We start from the raw sequence: 25,708 nt of genomic DNA on the forward strand, positions 1-25,708 counted from the left end.
GCTACATTGCTTCCGCGTCATACTAGCGCTCGCATTCGCGTCCGAAGGCGTTCTTATGGAAGCGGAGGAACGCACGATTGTTATCGCCTACTAGAATAGAGATGATATCGAAGTAAACGGCGCAATTATCTTCGTCGATCTCGCAGTCGCACAGGTATATCTCCGCCATGCGCTCATATTTGTGGCGCTTCTTCGCATCGACCGCTTCCGCGGGAAAGCCACGGCGTTCGCTCATGCGCGTCTTCACCTCGACAAAGTGAAGACCATCTTCGTTTTCCGCAACGATATCGACTTCGCCGGCAGGACAGCGCCAATTGCGCGCCAAAACGTGATAGCCACGTTGGCTTAGGTAGGCAGCAGCGGCATCTTCGCCCCGTTTGCCCAGTTCGATATTATGGCTCGACGTAGAAGACTCGGATTCGGTCTCATCCGTTGCGCCGAAGACATGATTTGCGGTATTCGCCTTTTCCATACGGACCCCTTTCTACATGGGGTCCAAGGTACGCGTACGCTCTAACGGCGCGATACGTTATTCATCGCGGAATCCTTGCCAAAGGATTGCGCAAAGCTTGCAATCTAGAAAAGCTTGTCCTGAACGAACGCGGTGCAGAACGACGCGCGATGAATGGGCGAAAGCCCATACTGCTTGATGGCCTCGATGTGGGCAGCGGAACCATAGCCCTTGTTGCCGTCGAAACCGTATTCGGGAAACTCCTTGGCGTACTCGACCATGAGCGCATCACGCTCCACCTTGGCAATGATGGAAGCAGCCGAAATGCTTGCACAGCGTGCGTCGCCCTTCACGACGTTGATTTCGCGGCTGTCGAGATGGAGCGCGTTGCCGTCAAGCAGAACCACCTGAAGGTCCACGCCCGCTTCCTCGATCTCGCGAATGGCTGCGGAAAACGCAGAACGCAGCGATGCCGTCATGCCGTTCTCGTCGATATCGTGCGGCTGAATGTACTGAATGGACCAGGCAAGCGCCTGCTCCTTGATTTGCGCTGCGAGCTCTTCCCGTCGCTGAGGGGTAAGCTGCTTCGAATCATTCAGCCCGTAGATGATGGGCTCCTTTGGCAGAACCACGGCACCAACGGTAAGGGGACCCGCAAGCGGGCCGCGACCAACTTCGTCCAGGCCCACAAGCAGCTTTCCAGATGCAAGCTCGTCCTGGAAGGAATACATGCCCTCCACGCGCTCCCGTTCGGCTCGTTCCGCCTCGATGCGACGACGCGCGCTGGCAAGTGCCCGTTGAACGGTCTTGCGCGTATCGGCGGCAAGCGAGCGCTCGAGCGTGGCCAGTTCGGCTGCATCGGCTGCGCGTAGACGCTCGACAATATCCTGGGCGGTATGGAAATTCTGCTTCATCAACGTTCCCCTTGCATAAAAGAAGGGGCCTGCAAGCAGGCCCCCGAACATCCCAATGGCGTGTTTAGCCTAGAATGCCTTTTCCTTGATCTTGGCAGCTTTGCCAACCTTGTCACGCAGGTAGTAGAGCTTGGCGCGACGAACATCACCGTGACGGACAACCTCGATCTTGTCGATCTTGGGAGAATGCACGGGGAAGGTACGCTCGACGCCAATGGAGAAGCTGATCTTACGAACCGTGAAGGTCTCGCGATTGCTAGCGCCATGACGACGGATGACGTCGCCCTGGAAAACCTGGATACGCTCGCGGTTACCCTCGGTAATACGATAGTGCACCTTTACGGTATCGCCCACATGAAACTCAGGAATGTCCTGCTTGATTTGCTGCTGTTCAATAGCGCGAATGATATCCATTGTTCGTTGTCCTTCTATTTTTGCAATTCAAAACTGAATGTCCGGTAAAGACGCGATTGAAGAGTATAACGCCCCAACCTTGGTTCTGCAAGAAGCAGTTCCTGGTTATGAAGGTTTTGGGAGCTGGACTTATCCCCCAAAGCTTCGACCGCCCCAACGGTTTAGAACTAGCGGCACCATGCACGCTGCTTACAGCATGGTTAGTATCGCATATACCGCAACGCCAGCGAGGGCACACCAAATCAACGAGCGGGTTTTCCACGCAACAACCACGACAACGGCAGCGCTCAGCAGGGGCATGGCGCCCTGCCATACTCCCCCGTCGAACATGGTGGGCGAAAGCAGGTCGTTCGCGACGAGCGCAGCAAACGCAGCAGGCGGAATGAGGAAGAGCGCCGTCTGCATGTTACGCGGCAAATCGCGCCCCTTCAGGGCAAATATGGGTACGCAGCGGCAGAGCACGATGGCCACCAGGCACAATCCGTAGATGAGCAGAAACTCAGACCAGCTCACGATGACCTCCAATTCGGCGGAAGAGCATGCCGCAGGCAACGCCCAGGCAGGCACCAAGCAAGATGGCAGCCCCCGAGAGGCCAATGAGCTTGAACAGGAACACGCCCACAAACGATGCGATGACCACGACGACATTGGTTCGATCGAACTTCTGCGTAACAAGCAAGCAGATGAAGATCGAGGTCATGGCAAACGAGGCAATGGCGGTGGGAATGGAAAGCGCGTCACCAATAAGCACGCCCACGGAATTGGAAAGCGCCCACGTGGTCATGCACAGCAGGTTGACAAGCGTAGCCTGCGCCGGACGCCAGCCACCCTGCCTGAACAGCCCCATGTTCACTCCGAAGCTCTCGTCGGTAACCGTGGCGGAGAACAAGAACGTAAGCCACTTCTTCACGCCAGCAAAATACGGGGCAAAGGCAGTGGAATACAGCATCTGACGCGTGTTCACGAACGAAACCGACGCAACGATGGCTGATACGGGATTGCCCGCAAGCCACATGCTGGACACCATGAACTGGCCGGCACCAGAATAGAACGTCATGCTCACAGCGAACGCCATAAGGGCATTCAACCCAACAGAGCTTTCCATGATTCCGCACGGAACGCCGATGCCGACGTAGCCAGCCATAACGGGAATAGCCGCCTTGAGTGCGCTCGAGAATGTGTCTTTCCTAACCATACCTGGGTAGTATAGACATTACCCTCTACGGGCGATACACGATTTTAGCTCCTATAGCCGAAGACCATATACCGACCTCATCAAGCTGAACGCGCGGAGGCAAGGCAGGATCCAAACGCCAGAAGACAACGCGCGCCAAATGCTCCATGGTGGCAGGCAGGGCATCGAAAGGCTCTTGCCGGGAAAGATCGGCGCCATCAAGGCCATCGATAACATCGGCGAGCATCTGCTGCATGGTCCCCAACGAGATGACGCGACCTTGCGCGTCAAGCTCTTCCGAGGACACGCGCGCTTCCACGCTCCACGTAACGGGGTCGCCGGTAGGAGTGATCTGCTCGAAGCGACTCTTGATGGTGAGCTCGTAATAGCCACCCTTGTACAGGAACGACGCATCGGGGCTGAAAACGGATTCGCCCGGCGACTCTGCCTCGTCACGCACCTGGAAGAGCGTGTCCTGACCAGCGTCGAGCGGCACCGCATAGGAACCACTATGCGAGCGCTCGTCAAGCGCTTCGCACGCAAGTTCGTTCAGGGCATGGTTCTCGGCGCGGCGAATGCGCGTAATGGAAAACGACTCGAAGCGTCCAGCCAAATCGGACGCCTTGCGATACAGGGGAACCAGGTCGGCCGTCTTCACCTTCAGCGCGCCACCCATCTGCAGGGCCACGAGCTGGCTATCGCAGCGCACATCCACGGCGGTAAACCCGCTTGCCAGGGCATTCTGCATGCCCCAGATGAGCGCCATGTAGGCGGCGATGTTGTTCGTGGCATCGCCCAGGTACCAGGCACCATGCGACACCTCCCCGCCCGATTCGGCAAGAAGGGCGAAAGCGCACGCGGAAGGGCCAGGATTGCCGTGCGACGCGCCGTCTATGTAGAGAACGCCCGTAGACACTAGTCGATGAGCAGCAGGCGACGGCAATGGGGGCACTGCGAAATGGGAGCTTCGCGCTTGATCTGCAGAAGCCTATTCGCTTCGATGACATTGCGGCACGCAGAGCAACGCGTGTCGTCGAGCTTGGCAATGGCAACGCCGCCACAACGCTCGAGCGCGGCTTCGTACGTGGAAAGCAGCGGCTCATACACAAGCTTTACCTGGGCGGCACGCTCGGAGTCGGCCTGCGCGATTTCGTTCTGAAGACGAGCGGTTTCGGTGCGGAACTGCTCGGTAAGCTTGGTTTCCTGAGAGGAGAGCGTAGCCACGACTTTGCCAGCCTGCTCGGCAACCGTGCGGATTTCCTCGATTTTCTTGTCGAGCTTGCCCATCTCGAACTCGAGCGTCTCGCGGCGCTTGCGCATCCCGTCGAGATCGCGCGTGAGGGACGTGACGCTACGATAGTCGCCCTGCACCTCGTTGATCTTCGCCTGCGTTTCGCGCTGCTTGCCCTCGAGCTGCTCGTCCTCTTCGGAATAGCGATTCATCTGCTCTTCAGCCTTGGCCAGAATGGCTTCCACCTGCGCACGCTTGGCGTCGGCCTGAGCACGCTTGCGGCGGATTTCGGCGATCTTCTTCCCATGAGGAAGAGACTCGACCTCCATACGGGCACGCAGTCGGCGGCGATCGATGTCCTGCAGGGATTCGAGGGCTTGAATCTGTTCAGCTGTAGCCTGCATGCTTCCTACTTTCTCACCGCTTCGGGTGTTAGCCAATTGCAGTTCTGGTCGATGATATGCATGGCTGCTCGAGCCATGCCAATTTCCTCTAACGCATCGGCGAGCACGAGGCACAGCGGCAATTCGCTGACATCATGCCCAAGCTCGATGATTCCCAATCCCGCCTCTGCTGCGGGAAGAGCGTCATGATAGCGTATCTCGCCGCAAATTAGCACATCATGGCCCCGTTCAACACATATCTGGGCCAAATCTCCCTGCGAGCCCGTACACGTGACGACGCTCTGGACGCGCATATCGAAATCACCCCACACGCGCGGGATGCGTCCAAACACGGAAACGCAGCGCGCAGCAAGGGTACGCAGCGTAACCGGTTCCTCATTGGGATAGCAAAGATGGCCATATCCCCGCTGAGATTCGGGGTAAACGACATCGACGATGCCCTGGAACGAAAGCCCAAGCATGGAAGAGATCAGCTGGGGCACGCGCGGATTAACGTCGAGCGCGGTATGGAAATTCATGAGGGCAACGCCCAACCTGGCAGCTTCGAACACCACGGAACCAGGCGAAACAACGCTCTGAGAAGCGGGCGTGAACGATTCGGGGGCCTCGATGAACACGGGGTGATGCGTAAGCAGAAGCTGGCACCCCATACGATGAGCCTGGCGTACCGCGGAAAGCGTGGGGTCGAGCGCAATACCCACATTAGTTACCCGAACGGAAGGGTCTCCCACGAGCAGGCCCATCTTATCCCAGGATTCCGCCTGGCTTTTCGGAAAGAGCGAAAGCAGGGCGCGCTCGATGTCGCCAACCGTAAAGGAACCAGTACCGGGCACGCTTAGCGTCTCGGCATGAACGGGCGCCAAATCATGGGCGCCGTCGATAGAACTCTTCGTGCTATTGGCCATTGGATCAACCCCTAAAATGCACGTACCATTTTAGCGCTTATTCCAATTCACCACGCGATCAAACGTCTGGAGGACATATTGCACATCCTGGGCGGTCGTAAATGCGCCAAAGCTGAAGCGTAGGCTGCAAAGGGCAAGGTCTCGCTCGATGCCAATGGTCTTCAATACGCGACTAGGTTCGAGGGAATGCGAGCTGCACGCCGAACCACCCGAAAGAGAAACGCCTTCCCTATCGAAGCGAAGGATGAGCGTTTCGCTTTCCAAGCCGCGCACGCATACGTTAACGATGTTGGGTAGATAGTTTGTATCGCCCTCGTTGCAATCAACCGTCTTGACTACCTGGGGAAATTGCAAAAGACCTTCGTACAAGGAATCGCGCAACGCACGCTGCCTTGCCGCCTCTGCCTCAATGGCATTGGCGTCAACGCAGAACCTCTTCATGGCCGCGGCAAAGCCTACCACACCAGCGACATTCTGGGTGCCACTGCGCATACCCGATTCCTGACCGCCACCCAAAATAAGCGGATCGCACGAAACGCCATGACGCAGGTAAAGTGCACCTACGCCCTTCGGGCCGCAAATTTTATGAGAGGAAAAGCTCATGGCGTCTACGCCTAGGTCGCGCACCGAGACGGGCATCTTGGCCAAAGCCTGCGTGGCATCGGTGTGGAACAGCGCACCAGCGCCATGCGCCACTTCCGCAAGCTCGGCAATGGGCTGAATCGATCCGATTTCGTTATTCGCGAGCATAACGGACACGAGGAAGGTATCGGGCCGCAAAACCTCCTTGAGATCCTCGGGCGTAACAAAGCCGTTGGCATCGGGCTGCAGGTACGAAACGTCGACACCTATGCGTTCGAGCATACGCGCCGTCTTGAAAACGGCATCGTGCTCGATTGCCGATACGACAACATGCCCTCTCACGCTGGAACGGCCGCTCATTTTGAGTTCCCCGTAGGCGACATGCGATATCCCCAAAAGAGCCATGTTATCGGACTCGGTAGCGCCACTCATGAAGATGATTTCGTCGGGACGCGCGTCAATGCAACGGGCAACGTCAGCACGTGCTCGCTCGAGCGCGGCAAACGCCGCACGACCTTCGGAATGAAGGGAGTTCGCATTCGCTCCAACGGCGATGTTGCCCATGCCCGCCTGCATATACGGTTCCATTGCCTGCTGCGCTTCCTGGCACAACGGCGTCGTGGCCGCCCAGTCGAAATACACGCGATCCATTTCGTGCTCCTAACGTGCGTTCGCGGCAGAAAGGCGAATAGATTCGATGGCGGCGGCGCGATCGGCCGCCTTGAAGACGCCATTGCCGGCAACCATGACATCAGCACCCGCTACGCCAACGAGAGCGGCCGTAGTGGGGTTGATGCCACCATCCACCTGGATGAGCGGAGACACGCCCGCTTCCTTTGCAAGCTGAACGACCTGACGGATGCGATTGGGCGTTTCCTCGATGAACGACTGCCCGGAAAAGCCAGGGAATACGCTCATGACGAGGACCATATCCCAAAGACCAATGGTTTGGGCAAGAACGGAAACATCGGTGTCGGGCTTCAACGCGATAGCGGCCTTCGAACCAGCCTCGTGAATGAGTTCGACGGCCTTCCTGGCTTCGTCATTCGGACATGCGGGGTCGAGCGCTTCCCAGTGAATGGTAACCATATACGGCTGCGAAGCCAGGAACCAGGGAAGCTGAACAAGTGGATTCGAAATCATGAGATGCACGTCGAGCGGCATAGACGTGATGCGCGCGAGCTGCTGCGCAACGGGTACGCCGATGGTGAGATTCGGAACGAAATGGCCATCCATGACGTCAACATGAACCCAATCCGCGCCACCTGTCTCGATGGAAGCAATCTCTGACTGAAGGTTCATGAAATCGGAGGACAAAATTGAAGGCGATACGCGGACCGTTTCGAACATGCCAGACCTTTCGATTACAGCAAGTAGTTCCTCAAAGCCACCCGATTGTAACCCCCAGGAATTAACTAGGCATAATCTCTTTCCAAATTGAGCAGGAATTCCTTGATATCCATGCCTCCCGCATATCCAACGAGCTTCCCGTTGGCGCCAATAACGCGGTGGCACGGGATGAAAATGGGTATGGGGTTGGCATTCGCGGCCATGCCACATGCGCGATACGCGCCCGGACTCCCCGCCGATGCGGCGATATCGGAATACGATCTAGTCTGTCCATATGGAATACGCGCAATGGCATGCCAGACGGATTCCTGGAACACCGATCCGGAAACGCTAAGAGGTACGGTGAACGCCTGGCGCTTGCCGGCAAAGTACTCCTGGAGCTCGTTAGCCGCCCTGTTCGTAAGCAAGGTGGGGGCCTCGTCCCCATCGAGTTCTACCGCGCCAAAGGCAAGACCGGTTATGGCTTCGCCATTCGACGAAAGCGTGAGCTGCCCCAGGGGCGTGTTGTATGCGAAATACGTTTGCCTGAGCATGGAGGCTAGCCCAAGCCGTAGAACTCTTGCTTGAGAGGACGATCGCTCAGAGACAGCCCCGCAACGCGAGGGTCGGCGCCTTCCCAAATTACCTGGCGTACGGCTTCGGTAATGGGCATTTCCACGCCGGCCTTCTTCGCCAGCGGAAGAAGCGTCTGGCATGCGTACGCACCTTCAACGACCATGTGCGTTTCGTTGGTAAACTCTTCGAGCGTGCCACCGCGCGCCACCATTTCACCGAAGCGGCGGTTACGCGAGTGCTGAGACGTGCACGTAGCAATTAGGTCGCCCGTACCGGCAAGACCCATGCACGTGATGGCCTCGCCACCAAGGGCGTTAACCAGACGGCTCATCTCCGCCAGGCCGCGCGTCATGAGCAGCGAGGCAGTATTGTCCCCGTATCCAAGGCCAAATGACATGCCCACCGCCAACGCAATGACGTTCTTGCAGGCAGCGCAAATCTCAACGCCCACGACGTCAGAACACGTGTAGGTGCGGAAATGGTCGCTCGCAAACGCTTGCTGCAGGAACGCGGCCACTTCGGGTGACTTGGATGCGATGACCGTAGCAGCCGGCATGCCCCGAATGACTTCCTCGGCATGATTGGGTCCCGAGAGTACGGCAAAGCGATCGGGGTTGCCCATCTCCTGCTCGAAGATCTGCACGGGAAGCAAACCGCTTTCGGCTTCCACGCCCTTACTGCAGATGACGATGGGGAGCGTATCGCTTGCAATGGGAGCAAGCGCACGAGCTACGCCACGCAGGAGCTTCGAGGGCGTGACAACGGCTACGGCGTCGGCATTGTACAGGCAATCGCGATACCCCACGGTGGCAACGATGTTGCGCGAGAGCTCAACATCGCTGAAGTAACGCGGGTTCACGTGATCGCAATTGATGGAAGAGACGACCTCGGGCCTGCGAGCCCAAATATTCACATTCTGGCCATTGCTTCCGAGCATCTGGGCAATGGCAGTACCCCAGGAACCTGCACCAATAACGCCTATTTTCATAAAGAGACTACCCCCTTTTAGAACTGCCAATGCGGTTTTCCGTGCCCGCGCGCAAGCGGGAGATGTTCGCACGATGCGCCCATACCACCAGAATGCCCACGAGTGCACATACAATGGCGGCAAACCAGTCGCCCCAGAACACGTAGAACGACATGAACGGGCAGAGTACCGCAGCCGTGATGGAGCCCGCGGAAATGTACTTGGTAAGCACCACGACCACGATGAACGAAGCAAGTTCGATCAGGGCGGGAATGGGACCAAACACGAAGAAGAGGGCACCGATGGATACGGCAATGCCCTTGCCACCATGGAACCCAAGCCAAGGCGAAAACACGTGACCCAGGCATCCGCCGGCAAGCGCCATGGCCATGGCGTCACCCGTGGTAAACATACCCTCGGCGGAGGCAAAAGCCGACGTGATGAGCATGGCAAGCAACCCAGCAAGCAGGCCCTTGCCAAAGTCCATCAGGAAGACCAGATAACCGCCCTTCTTGCCAAATGCGCGAATGGCGTTCGTAGTACCGATATTGCCCGAGCCAACCTCGCGAATATCAACGTGATATATGCATTTGCCGATGATGACACCGCTGGGAAGTGAACCAAGCAGAAATGAAATAGCCAGTACGACAATGAGTACGATGGGCGACTGCAAGGGTTAATCCTTCCGTTTGAACTTGATGCGAATGGGCGTACCGGTGAATTCGAAGCTGCGGCGCAAACGACCTTCCAGGTAACGTTCGTAATTGTCGGTAACGATCTCGGGGTGGTTGGCGAAGAACGTAATCTGAGGCGGGCACGTAGCCGTCTGAGTGGCGTACTTCAGCTTCAGGAGTTTCTTGCCCTGCGAGATGCTATGACCAAAATCGCGAATCTCGGCGAGCCAGTTGTTGAGCGCGCTCGTGGAAACGCGGGCGTTGTATCCCGCATACGCCTTGTCGATCATTTCCCAAATGCGATGCGTGTTCTTGCCCGTAAGCGCCGAAACGGCGATAACGGGAGCGTACGAAACGAACTGCAGGCGTTCCGCCACCTGGTCGCGCACGCGTTCCTTCGCCTCGGCACCTTCCACGATGTCCCACTTGTTCAACACGATAACCATGGCGCAGCCACGTTCGGCGGCGAAGCCGGCAATGCGCTGATCCTGGTCGGTAAGGCCGAGCGTTCCGTCTACCATGAGGAGCACAACCTGCGCGCGATCGATGGCGCGCATGGAACGCACGAAGCCGTAGTACTCCACGTCTTCGTCAATCTGGCTCTTGCGGCGCAAACCCGCCGTGTCTACCAGGCGATACGCCTTGCCCTCGTGATGGACCACCGTGTCGATGGCATCACGCGTGGTGCCCGCCACGTCGCTCACGATAGAGCGATCGTTCTGGGACAGCATGTTGGTGATGGAAGACTTGCCCGCATTCGGGCGACCGATGATGGCAACGTTGATGGCGTCTTCTGCATTCGGATCAAAGCGCTCAGGCGCCTCGCGCAGCAGCTTCACCGTCTCGTCGAGCAAGTCGCCCGTACCCGTGCCATGCAGCGCGGAAACCGGCCAGGGATCGCCCAGGCCAAGGTTGTAGAACTCGTAGACGGAATCGAGGTTGTTGGGATCGTCGATCTTGTTCACGACCAAGAGCACGGGCACGTTGGCCTTGCGCAAGCTACGCGCCACCTCCTCGTCGTCGGCGTTGATCCCCGTCTTGCCATCGACCACGAAGAGGATGACATCGCATTCGTTGGCAGCCGTGAAGGCCTGATTGCGAATGGACGTCTGAAATGCGTCTTCGTCACCCATTTCAATGCCACCCGTATCGATGAGCGTGAAGCTCTCGCCATTCCAATCGGCTTCGTGATAGGAACGATCGCGCGTTACGCCGCGCATGGAATGAACGATAGCGTCGTCCGCTTGTGCAATACGATTGACGAATGTGGATTTACCGACATTCGGACGGCCGACCACGGCCACCAGATGCTTCGCCATTATTCCGCCTTTCGCTTGGAAGCGCTTGCGAGAAACCCCACTATCGCCGCGCGGAATTGCCGCACATCTGGGCGATCTGGGGAAGAAATTCCGATGCTACGCAGGATACCACATGAATATGCAGGTCTGAGGCGCCCTCCATATCGCTCACGGTCATATCATCAAGCGTGACTCCGTCGGCATTCAAAATGACCTTGGGAAGCGCCGCGAAGACGTCATCGTCTTCCGAGGAGACGGTTGCCAGGGCGGCTGAGATATCGCATCCGCAAAGCAGGCCCGTAACATCAACGTTGCCGCCGAAGTACTCGTTCTTCACGTAGAACGGCACAAGCAAGCCGGAAAGTGGGCTCTTCTCGATAAGCGGCGTGAAGAACTCGCGCTGAGCGCATCCGCATACGAACAGAACGCGCTTCCCCGATTCCCGTATGGCCTGGGCGCAGGCAAGCTGCGCATCGGGGCAGGCATTCCAATCGTCCACGAACGAGCGAACGATGCCAATACCATCTTCGAACAAATCGAACCCGCCATAGAACTCCGCAGGGGGAAGATAATCGAGCAAGTCTTCGGGGTGGGCATTGCGATAGAACTCGTCGGAGCAGAACACCCAGGCATCGCTGCGCTCTTCCATGGCGCGGAGCTGGAACGGTTCAATGCAATCGATGACTTGCTGCGCCATGCCCCGATCGTTGAAGCTGAACTCGAACGACGTCTGGTGCTTCGTGAACCCTAGGGGCACGATGCCCACGGAAAGGATCCCCGGATGCGCATACGCCCACTCGAGCGTACGGCGCAGCTCTTCCCCATCGTTCACGCCCGGCATGAGCACGATCTGCGCATGCACCTGAATGCCAGCTTCTAGCAGACGCTCTGCGACTTCGATGCCACGAGGAGCGTGCTTGCCAATGACATCGCGCCTGACCTCGGGCGTTATGGCATGCAGGGAAAAGCGCAGCGGCGAGATGTACTGCTCGATGATGCGCTCTTCGTCTTCGGGGCCAATATTGGTGAACGTGACGAAGGTCCCTTGCAGGAAGCTCAGGCGATAGTCATCATCGCGCAACGTAAGCGTATCACGCGCATCTTCGGGAAGCTGGCGCATGAAGCAGAATTTGCAGGCGTTGCGGCAGAGCATGAGGTCGTCGAAGATGGCCTTCGTAAAATCGAAGCCCCACGTCTCGCCCTCCTCGCGCTCCAGCACGACCGTACCCGTATCACCATCGGCATCGACGTACGTAAGCTCGATCTCGTAATCGTCGGTATACCAGCGCCAGTCAATGGCATCACGGATGGGATGCCCGTCAACGGCAAGCAAGCCGCAGCCCGGCGTGAACCCCGCATCATCCGCGGGAGAGCCAGGCAAGACGTCCTTAATCCAGGCTACGGGTGTAGAAGCAGGCCTAGGCATCGAATTCTTCCGAAAGAACGCGCACGACTTCCTGGATGATATCATCGGGGGTAGACGCACCCGCCGTTACGCCAACGCGCTTGCAACCAGCGAAATCCTCGCGCTTGAGCTCGTTGGACGTTTCTATGTGGAACGTACGCGGCGAAATGGCCGAGCAGATCTCGAACAGGCGCGTGGTGTTGGAGGAATTATGCCCGCCAATGACGACCATGGCATCCACCGTGGAAGCCAGTTCCTCAGCAGCGCTCTGGCGCATGCTCGTGGCATTGCAGATGGTATCTTCAAGCACGTATTCCAGGCCACGCGCATCGAGTTCAGAAAGCACGTTTTCGAGCATGGCACGACGCTGCGTCGTCTGCACGACAACGCCAAGGGGGCCATGCAGATCGGCCGGTAGCTCGCTCGCATCGCCAGCTACTACTACGCGATCGCTCACGGATTCCGCCCACGCACGCAGGCCCTCTACCTCGGGATGACTATTCTCGCCCACCACCACGACGGTCCTACCTTCTTCGGCAAGCTCCTTGGCGGCACGCTGGGCACGCAACACATGGGGACACGTAGCATCGATGATGCTCACGCCACGCTCTTCGATTTCCTGGCGAACCTGCGGGGTAACGCCATGGCTTCGGATGATGACGCATTCGCCGCTTACTTCCGCAGGAGCGTTGGCCACGCCAACGCCCTTGGCGGCCAGACGATCGACAACCTGCGGATTATGGATGAGCGGGCCGAGCGTCTGCGTGGGACGGCCCGATTCGGCAGCTCGTTCGGCAAGGCGCAGCGCGCGTTTCACGCCGTAGCAGGCGCCAGCACAAGATGCGGTAATGACTTCCATGGCTACCCCTGAATCGGATGCTCGGCGAAGATCTGGCTGTAATCCTTCGTCTCGGGGAACAGCTCGACCATATCGATTTGATTGGCGGGAACATCACGCTGAAGCGCGAAGCTCTCACGCATCACGTACCACACAGCACCCTCGAGCCTATCCTCCTTGGGAAGGAATTCGAACGACTTCACGTCGATGGGTTCGCCAAACAGGACGTGAACGCGGGGAAAGCGCACGCGCTCGCCCTTGCGCTTAATCTTCTCTACGTTACGCACGGCAGTGGGCACCAACGGCGCTTTGCCCATACGCGCAACAAGCGCGGCACCAGCATGCAGCGAAGGCGTGTTTTCACTTTTTCCGCGACGCGTGCCCTCGGGGAAAATGCCCACGACTTCCTTGTTGCGCAACATGCGCGTTGCGCGCTTTACGCTCGTGCGATCGGCGGAGTCGCGGGTAACAGGAAATGCCCCAACGCGCGCGATGATCTGGGCGCCAAGCTGAGAGCCCGTAAACAAGCTATCGCGCGCCATGAAGCGCACCCATTGGCTCGGGCGCACGGCGATATAGAGAAACGCCACGTCCAGGAAGGACGTATGCGTGGAGCAGAGGCACAGGCCCTGCTTACCGCGGGCAGCGCGAAGGTTTTCCCTTCCGTGTACCTTGAAGCGGAACGCAATCTTCAGCACCAGGCCAACGATTACGTAGCAAATATTGCCGCACCAATGCGGAATCTCGTGCGTACGGTCCTCTCCACCCAGGGGACGATCCCACATTTCCTCGAGCGTCAGGAACAACTTCATTACATGACCGCCTTTTCCTGAACCAAATCGCAAATGGAGCCCACGACATCGTCGATGGAAAGCATGCTGGAATCAAGCAGCACCGCATCGTCGGCAGGCTTCAGCGGGGAGGCCGCCCTAGAGGAATCGAAGCGATCGCGCGCCTTGATGTCGGAAAGCACTTCGTCGTAATCGGTAGAGCCAATACCCCGCCTCTTGTTCTGGCGCAGCCGCCTGAGCGCGCGCTGCTCGTCGCTGGCCGTAAGGAAGACCTTCACTTCGGCATGGGGGAACACAGCAGTGCCAATATCGCGGCCCTCGACGACGTAATTGCCGCTGGCGCCAATGCGCTGCTGTTGCATAACGAGCGCCTCTCGTACGCTGGGATGCGCGGCAACGGCGCTCACAGCCTTGTCGATGCGGGCCGTGCGAATGTCACGGGTAACGTCGATGCCGTCAATGTAGACCTTGCTGGGAAGCGGGTCGCCTGGCGTAAGGCCAAAGGAAATCTCCTTGGCACGCGCAATGACGCCCAGGCTTGCGGCATCAGAAAGCTCTACGCCCTCGCGCAGGGCAAACCACGCAATGGAACGATACATGGCCCCGGTATCGAGGCATGAGAAACCAAGCTTCCTGGCAACAGCCTTGGAAACGGTCGATTTACCGGCACCCGAAGGTCCGTCTATGGCAATAATCATCGGGCAAGCCCCTCCAAGCTTCCCAAGAACGAAGGAAAGCTAATCTTAATTGAGTCAAAATCTACGATGGTAACCGGCTTATCACCGCAAAGGCCCACAAGAGACCAGGTCATCGCCATGCGATGGTCCTTATGGGAGTTGAAGACCAGGCCGTCGGGCACCTGAAGGTCGGGCTGGCCCTCGATGTAGAGGTCGTCGCCCTCCACCCAGGCATCGACGCCCAACTGCGAAAGGCCGTCGATGGTGGCCTTCAGGCGGTTGGCCTCCTTCACGCGCAACTCGCCCACTTGGCGGAAGACGGTAAGGCCACGTGCATGGGCGGCAACCAACGCAAGAACGGGAATCTCGTCGATGACCGAGGCGATCTTGTCGGCGGGAATCTCGCAACCAACGAGTTCATGCGTATAACGTGCGGAAATAATGCCATAAGGCTCTTTTCCGGCCGTGCCCAAGCCCTCGATGGAAACGTTGGCGCCCATGCGCTCGAGCGTGCGGGTGAAGCCAATGCGGCCCGCATTCAGGCTGACGTTTTCGATCTGAACCTCGCTACCAGGCTTCAACAGGGCGGCGCACACCAGAAACGCAGCGGACGACGGGTCGCCCGGAACGTTCACCTCGCACGCACGCAGCGTGCAGGGGCCCTTCACCGTGGCAACGCGTTCCGCCGCCGTGGTAACGGCGCCATACTCGGGGAGCATGAGCTCGGTGTGGTTACGCGAGATGGCAGGCTCGTTCAGGATCGTCTTGCCCGTAGCACCCAGGCCGGCAAGCAGGACAGCAGTCTTCAACTGGGCAGACGCCATGGGAGCGTCGTACTCGATGGCGCGCAGCGGTCGCGAGCCATGAATGGTGATGGGCAGCGTCTCCCTGCCAGCAAGGCTGAACTGAACACCCATCTTCATGAGCGGTGCGGTAATGCGGCGCATGGGGCGCTTGCGCAGAGAGTCGTCGCCCGTAAGTTCGACCTCGATATCCCAAGGCGCCAATATGCCCATGAGCAGGCGCACCGTAGTGCCGGAATTGCCGCAGTCGATGGGGCCATCGGGTTGGATGGGGCCTCGTTCTCCCCAACCGGTAATGCCACCCGAAAGGCTGCCATCTACCTGCTTCTCAAGCGTAACCTTGGCACCCAGCGCCTGAACGGCGCGAATGGAAGACCGCACGTCGCCCGAATCGAGCACGCCGGAAACACGCGAAGTGCCTTCGGCCATAGCCGAAAAGAGCACAGCGCGATGAGAGATGGACTTATCACCAGGGACCCTGGTGCTGCCATTCAAAGGGGCCGGCAGCGGATTGATAACGGTAGTTTGCTCGCTCATGGCTTACTCCTTCACACTCAAAGGAAGCAAGGATACACGGAAACCGGCATTGAGAAGCTCAATGGAGAGTCGCCCGATATCCCCCTCATCAGTAAGTATCATATCAAGAACAGCAGCGCTTGAGGTAAGATGGTCGATTTCAATTGACTGAATGTTGCATCCGACCTTGCTGGCAATGGTAGTCACCTCGGCGACCATGCCCTTGCGGTTCTCCATGGGGATGCGAACCTCAAGCAGGTTTTCGCTGTCAGGCAGCCATTTCTTCGGGATTGACCTGCGAATTTTAGCAGAATGATCGAGCAGAGCGGTAAGCTCCGCACGATCGTCGTGCTCCAAGGCGGCAATGAACCGAGCGATAATCTGGCTCATCTCCACCAAACCGTCATGCAAGGCCTTCTTATTGTCGAAGGCGATGCCCGCCCACAGTTCGGGCGAGCCCGCGGCAATACGCGTGGAATCCTTGAAGCCACCCGCGCACAGGCGGAACAGGGCCTTTTGGTCGTCGGCATGATTGGCAGCAAGCTCCACCAGGGAAGACGCCACAAAATGAGGTACGTGGCTCACGATGGCAATAGCCCGATCATGATCTTCACGCGGAAGCGAGATGACACGCGCGCCCATGCCCGTAAGCAGCTCGTGGAGCGCCAGGTAATCATCGGCAGGAGTGTCCTCGTTAGGGCAGACAATCCAATGTGCGCCTTCGAACAAGTCGATGCGCGCGCCCTCGATGCCATTCACCTCGGAGCCCGCCATGGGATGACCGGGAATGAAGCGACTGATATCGGGGAGAACGTCGGCGGCATCGGCGCAGATACGGGCCTTGGTGGATGCAGTATCGGTAATGATGCCAGAATAGCCCCACGATACAAGCTGCTCGAAATAGGCGCGCGCAGCCGTTGCGGGCGTAGCCAGAATGACCAGCTCGCACTCGTTGCGAACGAAGGACTCAAACGCCTCGCCATCGGGAAGCGAAGCACCCGTAACCCATCCATTCTGCACGGCCTTCACAAGGGTGACTTCATCGGTATCGACGCCAAATACGCGTATGGACTCGTCGAACTGACGAATCCGAGCGGCGCAGGATGCGCCAATGAGGCCAAGCCCAACCACTGCGATATTCTTGTATCTGCTGGTATCCACCCGCAACCCCGCATTCATCAGAGGTCCGAAATTCAGAACGTAATACTATCACGCAAGACCAGCGGCGCGATATAAAGCCGCGGTCTCTTCATCGTCGAGCTTGCGCCAAACGCCCTGCTTAAGCGATCCCGTTTCGATGGGTCCAAAAGAAACGCGGTCAAGATGCTCGACGGGATGCCCCACCGCCTTGCACATGCGCTTCACCTGATGCTTGCGTCCCTCGTGAATGGCAAGCTCCACCACGCATCGATTGCGCGACTTAGAGATGACGGAAATTTCAGCCGGAGCCGTCATGCCATCCTCGAGCAAAACGCCCTCGCGAAGCTGCTGGGCCTCGGCTTCGGTCATGATGCCAGTCACCGTAGCATGGTAGACCTTGGTTACGTGATGGCTGGGATGCAACAGGCCATTCCCCAGTTCGCCATCGGTGGTGAAGAGCAAAAGGCCCGTCGTATCCTTGTCCAAGCGGCCAATGGGATACAACCCGGGATACTCATCGCAGGGCATGATATCCGCAACGCAACGGCGCCCGCGATAGTCCTTCATGGTGGTGATGATGCCCGAGGGCTTGTTCAAGGCCAGCACCACATGGGAAGAACCCCAAACGACCACTACCCCATCGACGGCCACTTCATCTTCCAGAGGGTCGACCTTGCTGCCAAGCTCGGTGACAACGATGCCGTTAACCTCTACGCGACCTGCGGTGATAAGGCTTTCTGATCCACGGCGGCTAGCAACGCCGGCCCGGGCGAGGTACTTCTGCAAGCGCATGGGGAATGCATGCTCCTCGATGCGCTCCTCCCAGCCAATATCGCGAATGTCAGACACGCTTACTCCTCAAATTCCAGGTCGTCAAAATCGATCTTCTCGACGGCCCCCGCGGCTTCCGCCAGGGCACCCGCCATCATCTGGCGCATCGCATCATCCATGCTCTGCTGCTGACCAGGCTCGACATCATCGATAGACTCCTGTTCAACCTCCGGCTCGTCAAGCGCCTCGGTCTCGCGAACGGGCGGAATATAACCACGCGTGGCGGAAAGCCGCGTGCGAATGAAATCGCGCGTCTCGTCGTCGGGGGCAAACTCGGTGATGTCGGGAAGATCCTTCAGGGAACGAAGGCCGAACTTCTCCAGGAAAGCGGGCGTCGTTCCATAGAGCGTCGGGTTACCCGGAGCATCCGACGTACCGACTTCCCTCACAAGACCCTTTTCCATCAGGGAGTTCAGCGAACTATCGGAATTCACGCCGCGAACGTCGGCAACGCCGGCACGCGTGACGGGCTGGGAATAGGCAACGACCGCAAGAACCTCCAGGGCAGCCTGCGAAAGCTTGCGCGTATCCCACGAGAGGACATAGGCCTCGAGCAGCTCGTGAAAGGCAGGATGCGTGCACAGGCGCCAACCACCTGCAACCTCGGTAAGCTGAATGCCCTCTTCGTCTTCGAGCAGGCGCGCACGCAGCTCGACGCAGGCCGATTCCACAGCGGAAGGTTCCACCTGAAGCATGTCGGCCATGGTAATAGTGGAAACGGGACCATCCGTCACGAACAGCATCGCCTGAATGGCGCTGGTCAGCTGGTTCTCGCTCAAGCCTTCGAACATGCTACGCCTCCTGAACGCTGGTGAGGGCGCCTTCGCCCTCGAGGAAGAGCTCGCCGGAGCCCTCGATAAAGTCAATGTCGATGTCGCCAAACGCCTCGGACTGGCGAACCGTCACCATGCCACGCTTGTAGAGCTCCAAAATGGCCAGGAACGTGACGACGATAACGGGCTTGCTCGCACGACTCGTGAGCAAATCGCTAAAGCGGGCGTGTTTCTGATTGCGAATGCGGGTATGAATGGCGCGCACATGCACTTCCACGGGAATGGGCTTCGCAGCAATGTGCTCGCTTTCGAGCAAGAACGGATCGCGATGGCCCATGACCTGAGCGCAGAGGTACGCAAGCGAATCGAGCGTCACGTCTTCCAGGTAGTCGGGCATAAGCGTAAGCAGGCTCTCGTCGGGGCCCGCACTACGACGATGCAAGCGAAGCTCTGAATCGTATCGCGCGGAAAGTTCGGCAGCCGCATTCTTGAACTGGGTATATGCAAGTAGGCGCTTCACCAGCATGTCGCGTGCTTCCATAGGGCCAATCTCCTCGTATTCCTCTACGAGATTGTCCTTGGGCTTGGGAAGCAGGGCCGCAGCCTTGATCTCGAGCAACGTGGATGCCACGAGCAGAAAGTCGCTCGCGACATCCAAGTCGACGTTTTCCATATGCGAGACTTCGTCGAGGTACTGATCGGCAATCTCCGTAATGGAAATGGCGCCGATGTCTACTCTCTGGCGGCTAACCAGATACAGCAGAAGGTCGAACGGGCCTTCGAAGCTCTCTGTGCGAACGCGATACGACATCTACCGCGGGCTAGTCTTCCACGCGACGATAGCGCAGTGCCTGCTCTTCCATAAGAGCAACGTCGGAGAAGTAGTTGATGCGCATGGCATCCTTCACCTCATGCAGCGTTTCGGCAGCGGCAGCACGTGCGGTTTCGCAACCAGCAGCCAGAATGTCGTACACCGCGGGAATATCGGCCTCGAGCTCGTGACGACGCTCGCGGATGGGCGCAAGCGTGTCTTCCAGGACGCGGTTCAGGAACATCTTGCACTTCACGTCACCCAGGCCGCCGCGCTGATAGTGCGCCTTCAGCTCGTCAAGGTTGGCGTATTCGGGCCAGTATTCCGCAAAATGCTCGTTGGTGCTGAACGCATCAAGATAGGTGAACACCGCATTGCCCTCGATCTTGCCCGGGTCGGAAACCTTCAGGTGACCAGGGTCGGTGTACATGCTCTTGACCTTCTTGGCAACTTCCTCGGGCGTGTCGGACAGATAGATGCCGTTGCCCAGGGACTTGCTCATCTTCGCCTTACCATCGATGCCAGGCAAGCGCTTCGCGGCCTCACCCTGCGGGATGAGCGCTTCGGGCTCCACGAGAACGGGAGCATACGTGCGGTTGAACGAGCGAACGATTTCGCGCGTCTGCTCGAGCATGGGAAGCTGATCTTCACCCACGGGAACCGTGGTGGCCTTGAACGCGGTAATATCCGAAGCCTGGCTAATGGGATACGTGAAGAAGCCAACGGGGATGTCGGCGTTGAAGCCACGCATCTGGATTTCGCTCTTCACCGTGGGGTTACGCTGCACGCGCGCCACCGTAACAAGGTTCATGTAATACGCCGTAAGCTCGAAGAGCTCGGGAATCTGCGACTGAATGAAGATAGTGGTCTTGGCAGGGTCGATACCGCAGGACAGATAGTCAAGCGCGACCTCGATGATGTTCTGGCGAACTTTCTCGGGGTTATCGGCGTTGTCGGTAAGCGCCTGCGCATCCGCGATCATGACGAAGATACGGTCGAATTCGCCCGAGTTCTGCAAGCGAACGCGCTCACGAAGCGATCCTACGAAATGACCAACGTGGAGACGCCCCGTGGGACGGTCTCCCGTAAGAATGATGCGCTCCTTGGGAACCACGAGCGTGCTGTTGTCTTGGTTGTCAGCGCAAATTTCTTCCGACATGACCTAATCCTTACTTACTTATTACTACGAGATACGGAACGGGAACAACAAATTAGCGACATTGCCCGCAGTAGCGTTCATATACACCGAAATCGGATTAATGGGGCTGAAATACGGAACAATGAAGAGCAGAATCAGCAAAACGGGCATGGCGTATTGCTGCACCGCGTAATACTGACGCAAGTATTTCTCCGGCAGGATGAACGCGAAAATACTCGATCCGTCTAGCGGAGGAATAGGCAGCAGGTTGAAGAACATCAGATAAAGGTTGATAAGCGTAAAATACGGCAAGAACAGCAGGTAAAAGTACGCAAAGAGTTCGTTGCTATTCACCAAGCTGGTAGTGGCAAGCGGATACAGGAGCCATGCAACCATGGCGCCCACAAGGGCCATGAGCAAATTGGCGGCAGGGCCCGCAAGGCCAACAATCAAGTCGCCCTTGCGCTTGTCCTTGAAGTAGCGCGGATTGTACGGCACGGGCTTTGCGTAGCCGAACACGGGCGCATTAGCCAGCATAAGAATGGCAGGCAGCAGCACCGTGCCAAAAGGATCGATATGGCGAAGGGGATTCACCGAGAGACGGCCCGCATTCTTCGCCGTCGGGTCGCCCAGCTTGTAGGCGGCAAAACCGTGTGCGACCTCGTGAAGCACGATGGCCGGCACGAATGCCAGAATCGAACAAGCGTAGTATGCAATCATGTCTGTACTCATAGGTGTCCTAGTATACCGCAGGCGAGTAAGCCGAAATGAAAACACGAAAATTCATCCGCACGCTCCGCATCGAATCGGTCATCGGCAGGCATTGCGCCTACTTTTCGGAAGCCTCCCGCTGACGAGCCATTTCCGCTTCAAGCTCCTCATTAAGAATGAACCACTCCTCTTCCGCAGCGGCCAAGCGCTTCTTGATGCTGGCATGTTCGGCAATGACATCGCTCGACGCATCCTCGTTCGTGTAAAAATCGGGGTCTGCCAGCAGCTCCAAGATCTCCGCAAGGCGCGTATTGTCCGCTTCCATCTGCTTATCGAGTTGCGCGATGCGCTTGCGATGGTTCTTGAGCGCAGCATAGGCCCTGTTACGAGCTTCAGCCTCGCGGCGCTTCTGCTCCTTCGACTTAGGCGCACTGCCCTTCGGCGCCGTAAGAGAAGCAGACGCATTCTTTACGGGACGCTCCCCACGGGGATGGCGATTCACGGTAATGCCCGAAGAAGCCTCCTTCTTGGCAGCCTGAGCGCGCGTCGCCGCATGGCTGCTCGCAAGGCCAGACTTCGAAGTGGCCAATGCCTCGTCACGGCCGCCCGTAATGGAAGCCGAATCTTCCTGCCCGCTCTTGAACAGGTAATAATCGTAATCGCCATCGTAGACGGTAACGTTACCAGGCGTAATCTCGATAATGCGATTCGCAACGCCACGAATGAGATGCCTATCGTGCGTAATAAGGATGATGGTCCCCTCGAACTCAGCAAGAGCCTGTTCCAAAACGTCAGCGCTCTGAATATCGAGGTGGTTCGTAGGCTCGTCGAGGCAGAGCAGCGGCTTGGGCGAAACGAGCATCTTGGCCAGTGCCAGACGGCTCTTCTCGCCACCAGAAAGCACGCTCACGCGCTTCTCGACGGCATCACCCTGGAACAAGAAGGCACCCAGCAGCGTCCTTACCTGCGAAATGGTCCAACCAGGTGCAACGCGATCAAGTTCTTCGAACACGGTATTGCCTTCATGCAGCTCTTCGAGCTGATGCTGGGCGTAGTAGGTCTTGTCTACGTGCGCGCCATACTGAATACTGCCAGCATCAGGGTCGAGAACGCCCGCAATCATCTTCAGAAGCGTGGACTTACCGGCACCATTGGGGCCCACGAGCGCGATCTTCTGGCCGCGATACACCGAAAGGTCGAGCTTATCGTAGACAACGTGCTCGCCAAAGGCCTTGGAAACGCCCGTAAGGTTGACGACCATATCGCCGGTACGAGGCGGCTGGACAAAGTTGAAGTGAACCGTCTTGCGCTCTTCGGGCACCACGATGCGCTCAATCTTTTCGAGCTTGCGCACCCGATCCTGCACCTGCTTTGCCTTCGTGGCCTTGTAGCGGAATCGTTCGATGAACGCCTCCATATGGGCAATTTCAGCTTGCTGCCGTTCGGCCTGCTGGCGAAGCAGTTCAATACGCTCTTCACGCTGCTTCAGGTAGGCCGAGTAGTTGCCCTTATAGAAGTTCACATGCCCATTGTCGATTTCCGCGACGCGGTCAACCATGTTGTCCATGAACGCGCGGTCGTGGCTAACCACGATGACCGTACCGCTATAACCGCGCAAGAAGCCCTCAAGCCAGGTAACGCTTTCAAGATCAAGGTGGTTAGTTGGCTCGTCGAGCATGAGCACATCGGGGTTGCGCACGAGAAGCTTCGCCAACGCAATGCGCATCTGCCAACCACCCGAATAGTCGACCGTGCGCTTCTTCATATCCTCTTCGCCAAAGCCTAGGCCAAACAGGACGCTGCGCACCTTCGACTCGAGCAGATAGCCACCCATGGCCTCATACGCATCACGCGCACGTCCAGCGGCGGCAAGCTCCTTTTCCGTGGGGTTATCACCCAGGTTGTCCTCCAGGGCACGTAGGCGCTCCTCGGCTTCTAGGATCTCCTTCTGCGAGGAAATTACCTCGTCGAACAGGGGGCGGTCCCCCATTTCGATGGCTTCCTGCTCGAGATAGCCAACCGATGCGCCCTTTGCATACAGCACACGCCCTTCATCAGGCTCTTCATTACCCGTAATGATATTGAGCAGCGTTGTTTTGCCAGCGCCGTTGGGACCTACGAGCGCAAGGCGATCGTAGGCTTCAAGCTTGAAAGTGACATCAGAAAAGAGCGTACGCGCGCCAAACGATTTGGAAATATGTTCAAGCTGAATGATCATCGCAGATACAGTTACCCTTACACACTGAAAAGGGCCAGCCGAAAATCGACTGACCCGATGAAAATCTAAGTGGTGGGCCCGGCCGGGCTCGAACCGACAACCAAAGGATTATGAGTCCCCTGCTCCACCATTGAGCTACAGGCCCGTGAACACGTAGTATAGCGCAATTGGCCGTATACCATCCGCGCATGGTCGACCCAATGCGTATTATCTCCTCACCATCGTCCGTCTATTACGTATTTATTACGTACTGGAGGCATTTCGACAATTTTCAATAAATAAAAAACCAAGCCAGAAACTTGTTCTGACCTGGTGTTTTTGATGGTGGGCGTTACAGGGATTGAACCTGTGACCTACTCCGTGTGAAGGAGTCGCGCTCCCGCTGCGCCAAACGCCCGATATGTAAGAGCCAAAAAAGGCTGTAAAAACAAATGGCTCCCCGGGTAGGATTCGAACCTACAACCCTCCGGTTAACAGCCGGATGCTCTGCCGTTGAGCTACCGAGGAATCTTGCTTGTTGCTCACTTGCAACGCGCAAGAAAGGATTATACGCGAACCAAACCCTTTGACAACCCCCTTTTTTGTGGATTCATCTTCACATTTTCCGAGGCCGTATTTGGACAACATACCCCCGTATATAGATAAGGGAGCAAATAAATCTACAAGAACATGAGCTTGGGATATGCGGCACATACATTCCGCGTCTATATACGTACGCGAGCAAACAAACGATCGCACCGCTTCCCCAACCGCTCACCGCCAACATAGGCGGGGGCTCGCAAAGACATCTCACGCGCTACCGGAGTGGAGTCAATCTGGATAACGGCACCCCACGGACGCATCCCGTGATCACCAAGCGCCTTACAGGCTGTTTTACAGTGAGAACGTGCCGAGTTGTGCATGATTCGTGATGAGAAAATTGCCTGTTGCCCCCTACCTCATCGGCCGCTATACTATCCACTTGCGCACGGTGGATATGGCCTAGTTGGTTAGGGCGCCAGATTGTGGCTCTGGAGGTCGAGAGTTCGAATCTCTCTATCCACCCCAGCGCGAAACTTTTTAAAAAAGTTCTTGCAAAGCAAGAGCGGTTGTCCTAAAATAGCGTTCGCCGCTTTTCGAAGGGCAAAAGACATATGAACATGGACCGTTAGCTTAGTTGGTAGAGCAGGGGACTCTTAATCCCAAGGTCCGGGGTTCGAGTCCCCGACGGTCCACCATCTGAATTGTTAAGCTCCCCTATCGGGAGCTTTTTTCATACCGTATAACGGGGACTCGAACCGATGAGGTGGAATTCCGTTAAGCAAACGTGCCAGCGGCACGTTTGTAGGAATTCGCCCGACCGAGCCTGCGAGGGAGGGTTCGGCGTTCCACAGGAACGCAGGAGTCCCCGACGGTCCACCATTTGAATTGTAGAGCTCCCCGTTGGGAGCTTTTTTCATGTCCGGATGACGGGGACTCGAACCCAGCACTCCCCTCCTTCATATGTTCACACTTTGGAAGTGCCGCCATTTTGTGAACGCTAAAATCATACTCGGCGCAAAAAGCATCTTCTGCATGGGTGCGCTGAGTCAGACGTGCTTAGTCTTGAAACTCCCAAAAACCCGTGCCGGTAACCGGATCGTATTTCTTCCCAATAATGCCTCCGACAACGGGCCGTAGCTCGATTTCGGCGGTGTAGAGAACGGTTATGGACTTCACGTGCCCCGCCGCCACGCAATGTTCGCTGCCATCCTTATACGAAAACATGGCGTGAGCATGGCTGGTCAATTCGGATTCATCACCTGAAAAGACATTGCCGACGAGCGACACAAGTTCGAGCATGCCAGCATACTCTTGGGTTTCGAATGCGCCCGTTTCGGGAATGAAGGTCTGGATCAGGGCTTCCTTGCAGCCACCAATGCCACTGAACGTAGCCGACGCAACATTCTCTGCCTTGCAAATGCCAAGAATAGAGGAAATGATCTCGTCACCCCGATCAAGTCGTACGTAGTAGGCGTCACCGAACTTTCTGTATTCCATATTCTCACCTCGATGTTCCCAATTACCCCAACGTAGATGCATACCGCTATTATAATGGTATTCAGTACATGGCATTTGTCACAGCAAACCTAGAGGGAACAGCCACGTCGGTTTTCTG

At 57.3% G+C, this 25,708-nt stretch carries 27 protein-coding genes and 5 tRNA genes; 2 read left to right on the forward strand and 30 right to left on the reverse strand.

Annotated elements, in window-relative coordinates; genetic code table 11:
* Positions 1 to 22: 22 nt before the first annotated feature.
* From E7002_RS00095 to E7002_RS00235, 29 genes are all read right to left on the reverse strand, one after another.
* Positions 23 to 472: a YraN family protein gene (locus E7002_RS00095; protein WP_303726907.1), complete on the reverse strand. Its 450-nt coding sequence runs from the start codon at positions 470 to 472 to the stop codon at positions 23 to 25.
* A gap of 104 nt (positions 473 to 576) precedes the next feature.
* Positions 577 to 1,365 carry a ribonuclease HII gene (locus E7002_RS00100; RefSeq protein ID WP_303726908.1) on the reverse strand — a complete coding sequence of 263 codons (789 nt, stop codon included), beginning with the start codon at positions 1,363 to 1,365 and terminating at the stop codon, positions 577 to 579.
* Between the two features lie 69 nt (positions 1,366 to 1,434).
* The gene (gene rplS / locus E7002_RS00105) at positions 1,435 to 1,779 is read right to left on the reverse strand and encodes a 50S ribosomal protein L19 (RefSeq protein WP_066662376.1); all 345 of its coding nucleotides are present in this window, start codon (positions 1,777 to 1,779) and stop codon (positions 1,435 to 1,437) included.
* A 189-nt stretch (positions 1,780 to 1,968) separates the two neighbouring features.
* Positions 1,969 to 2,292, reverse strand: a complete 324-nt coding sequence (locus E7002_RS00110) for an AzlD domain-containing protein (protein ID WP_303726909.1) — start codon at positions 2,290 to 2,292, stop codon at positions 1,969 to 1,971.
* Positions 2,279 to 2,923, reverse strand: coding sequence for an AzlC family ABC transporter permease (locus E7002_RS00115; RefSeq protein ID WP_303726910.1), 645 nt, complete (start codon positions 2,921 to 2,923; stop codon positions 2,279 to 2,281). The genes E7002_RS00110 and E7002_RS00115 overlap by 14 nt, the downstream gene beginning before the upstream one ends.
* A 76-nt stretch (positions 2,924 to 2,999) precedes the next feature.
* The gene (locus E7002_RS00120; protein WP_303726911.1) at positions 3,000 to 3,869 is read right to left on the reverse strand and encodes a reverse transcriptase-like protein; all 870 of its coding nucleotides are present in this window, start codon (positions 3,867 to 3,869) and stop codon (positions 3,000 to 3,002) included.
* Complete coding sequence (locus tag E7002_RS00125) at positions 3,869 to 4,588, reverse strand: zinc ribbon domain-containing protein (protein ID WP_303726912.1); 720 nt, start codon at positions 4,586 to 4,588, stop codon at positions 3,869 to 3,871. Before E7002_RS00125 ends, E7002_RS00120 begins: the two co-directional genes overlap by 1 nt.
* A 5-nt stretch (positions 4,589 to 4,593) precedes the next feature.
* Positions 4,594 to 5,493 (reverse strand): Nif3-like dinuclear metal center hexameric protein, encoded by a 900-nt coding sequence (locus E7002_RS00130; protein ID WP_303726913.1) that lies wholly within the window; start codon positions 5,491 to 5,493, stop codon positions 4,594 to 4,596.
* Positions 5,494 to 5,523: 30 nt separating this feature from the next.
* Positions 5,524 to 6,726, reverse strand: coding sequence for a cysteine desulfurase family protein (locus E7002_RS00135; RefSeq protein ID WP_303726914.1), 1,203 nt, complete (start codon positions 6,724 to 6,726; stop codon positions 5,524 to 5,526).
* A 9-nt stretch (positions 6,727 to 6,735) separates the two neighbouring features.
* Entirely contained in the window at positions 6,736 to 7,425 is a 690-nt protein-coding gene (gene rpe, locus E7002_RS00140; RefSeq protein ID WP_303726915.1) for a ribulose-phosphate 3-epimerase, read from the reverse strand.
* A 65-nt stretch (positions 7,426 to 7,490) separates the two neighbouring features.
* A complete protein-coding gene (locus E7002_RS00145; protein WP_303726916.1) occupies positions 7,491 to 7,958 on the reverse strand; it encodes a methylated-DNA--[protein]-cysteine S-methyltransferase in 468 nt (155 codons plus the stop codon).
* Between the two features lie 5 nt (positions 7,959 to 7,963).
* Positions 7,964 to 8,968 (reverse strand): NAD(P)H-dependent glycerol-3-phosphate dehydrogenase, encoded by a 1,005-nt coding sequence (locus E7002_RS00150; RefSeq protein ID WP_303726917.1) that lies wholly within the window; start codon positions 8,966 to 8,968, stop codon positions 7,964 to 7,966.
* 7 nt (positions 8,969 to 8,975) lie between these two features.
* The gene (gene plsY, locus E7002_RS00155) at positions 8,976 to 9,620 is read right to left on the reverse strand and encodes a glycerol-3-phosphate 1-O-acyltransferase PlsY (protein WP_303726918.1); all 645 of its coding nucleotides are present in this window, start codon (positions 9,618 to 9,620) and stop codon (positions 8,976 to 8,978) included.
* A gap of 3 nt (positions 9,621 to 9,623) precedes the next feature.
* A complete protein-coding gene (gene der, locus E7002_RS00160) occupies positions 9,624 to 10,940 on the reverse strand; it encodes a ribosome biogenesis GTPase Der (protein ID WP_303726919.1) in 1,317 nt (438 codons plus the stop codon).
* Between the two features lie 40 nt (positions 10,941 to 10,980).
* Entirely contained in the window at positions 10,981 to 12,300 is a 1,320-nt protein-coding gene (locus tag E7002_RS00165; RefSeq protein ID WP_303726920.1) for a DUF512 domain-containing protein, read from the reverse strand.
* A gap of 37 nt (positions 12,301 to 12,337) precedes the next feature.
* Positions 12,338 to 13,183: a 4-hydroxy-3-methylbut-2-enyl diphosphate reductase gene (ispH, locus tag E7002_RS00170; protein ID WP_303726921.1), complete on the reverse strand. Its 846-nt coding sequence runs from the start codon at positions 13,181 to 13,183 to the stop codon at positions 12,338 to 12,340.
* Positions 13,184 to 13,185: 2 nt separating this feature from the next.
* A complete protein-coding gene (locus tag E7002_RS00175; RefSeq protein WP_303726922.1) occupies positions 13,186 to 13,974 on the reverse strand; it encodes a 1-acyl-sn-glycerol-3-phosphate acyltransferase in 789 nt (262 codons plus the stop codon).
* Positions 13,974 to 14,651: a (d)CMP kinase gene (cmk, locus tag E7002_RS00180; protein ID WP_303726923.1), complete on the reverse strand. Its 678-nt coding sequence runs from the start codon at positions 14,649 to 14,651 to the stop codon at positions 13,974 to 13,976. Before cmk ends, E7002_RS00175 begins: the two co-directional genes overlap by 1 nt.
* Positions 14,648 to 15,970, reverse strand: a complete 1,323-nt coding sequence (gene aroA, locus E7002_RS00185; protein ID WP_303726924.1) for a 3-phosphoshikimate 1-carboxyvinyltransferase — start codon at positions 15,968 to 15,970, stop codon at positions 14,648 to 14,650. Before aroA ends, cmk begins: the two co-directional genes overlap by 4 nt.
* Before the next feature lie 3 nt (positions 15,971 to 15,973).
* Complete coding sequence (locus E7002_RS00190) at positions 15,974 to 17,110, reverse strand: prephenate dehydrogenase/arogenate dehydrogenase family protein (RefSeq protein ID WP_303726926.1); 1,137 nt, start codon at positions 17,108 to 17,110, stop codon at positions 15,974 to 15,976.
* Positions 17,111 to 17,158: 48 nt separating this feature from the next.
* Positions 17,159 to 17,881, reverse strand: a complete 723-nt coding sequence (locus E7002_RS00195) for a pseudouridine synthase (RefSeq protein WP_066664986.1) — start codon at positions 17,879 to 17,881, stop codon at positions 17,159 to 17,161.
* A gap of 59 nt (positions 17,882 to 17,940) precedes the next feature.
* Complete coding sequence (scpB, locus tag E7002_RS00200; protein WP_303726927.1) at positions 17,941 to 18,711, reverse strand: SMC-Scp complex subunit ScpB; 771 nt, start codon at positions 18,709 to 18,711, stop codon at positions 17,941 to 17,943.
* A gap of 1 nt (position 18,712) precedes the next feature.
* Positions 18,713 to 19,504, reverse strand: a complete 792-nt coding sequence (locus E7002_RS00205; RefSeq protein WP_066662305.1) for a ScpA family protein — start codon at positions 19,502 to 19,504, stop codon at positions 18,713 to 18,715.
* Between the two features lie 10 nt (positions 19,505 to 19,514).
* The gene (trpS, locus tag E7002_RS00210) at positions 19,515 to 20,663 is read right to left on the reverse strand and encodes a tryptophan--tRNA ligase (RefSeq protein WP_303726928.1); all 1,149 of its coding nucleotides are present in this window, start codon (positions 20,661 to 20,663) and stop codon (positions 19,515 to 19,517) included.
* Between the two features lie 24 nt (positions 20,664 to 20,687).
* On the reverse strand, positions 20,688 to 21,374 hold the full coding sequence (locus E7002_RS00215; protein WP_303726929.1) for a site-2 protease family protein: 687 nt from the start codon (positions 21,372 to 21,374) through the stop codon (positions 20,688 to 20,690).
* A gap of 97 nt (positions 21,375 to 21,471) precedes the next feature.
* Positions 21,472 to 23,571 (reverse strand): ABC-F family ATP-binding cassette domain-containing protein, encoded by a 2,100-nt coding sequence (locus E7002_RS00220; protein ID WP_303726930.1) that lies wholly within the window; start codon positions 23,569 to 23,571, stop codon positions 21,472 to 21,474.
* Positions 23,572 to 23,641: 70 nt separating this feature from the next.
* A tRNA-Ile gene (locus E7002_RS00225) sits at positions 23,642 to 23,716 on the reverse strand.
* Positions 23,717 to 23,893: 177 nt separating this feature from the next.
* Positions 23,894 to 23,968 (reverse strand) — tRNA-Val (locus E7002_RS00230).
* A 35-nt stretch (positions 23,969 to 24,003) separates the two neighbouring features.
* Positions 24,004 to 24,078 (reverse strand) — tRNA-Asn (locus E7002_RS00235).
* Positions 24,079 to 24,541: 463 nt separating this feature from the next.
* Between E7002_RS00235 and E7002_RS00240 the strand changes: the two genes are divergently transcribed.
* Positions 24,542 to 24,618: transfer RNA gene (locus E7002_RS00240), tRNA-His, on the forward strand.
* 94 nt (positions 24,619 to 24,712) lie between these two features.
* Positions 24,713 to 24,788, forward strand: a tRNA-Lys gene (locus tag E7002_RS00245).
* A gap of 361 nt (positions 24,789 to 25,149) precedes the next feature.
* Here E7002_RS00245 and E7002_RS00250 read toward each other — a convergent pair.
* The gene (locus tag E7002_RS00250; protein ID WP_303726931.1) at positions 25,150 to 25,590 is read right to left on the reverse strand and encodes a PPC domain-containing DNA-binding protein; all 441 of its coding nucleotides are present in this window, start codon (positions 25,588 to 25,590) and stop codon (positions 25,150 to 25,152) included.
* Positions 25,591 to 25,708 lie beyond the last annotated feature (118 nt).

Source organism: Denitrobacterium detoxificans (assembly GCF_015062615.1).
GTDB lineage: Bacteria > Actinomycetota > Coriobacteriia > Coriobacteriales > Eggerthellaceae > Denitrobacterium > Denitrobacterium detoxificans_A.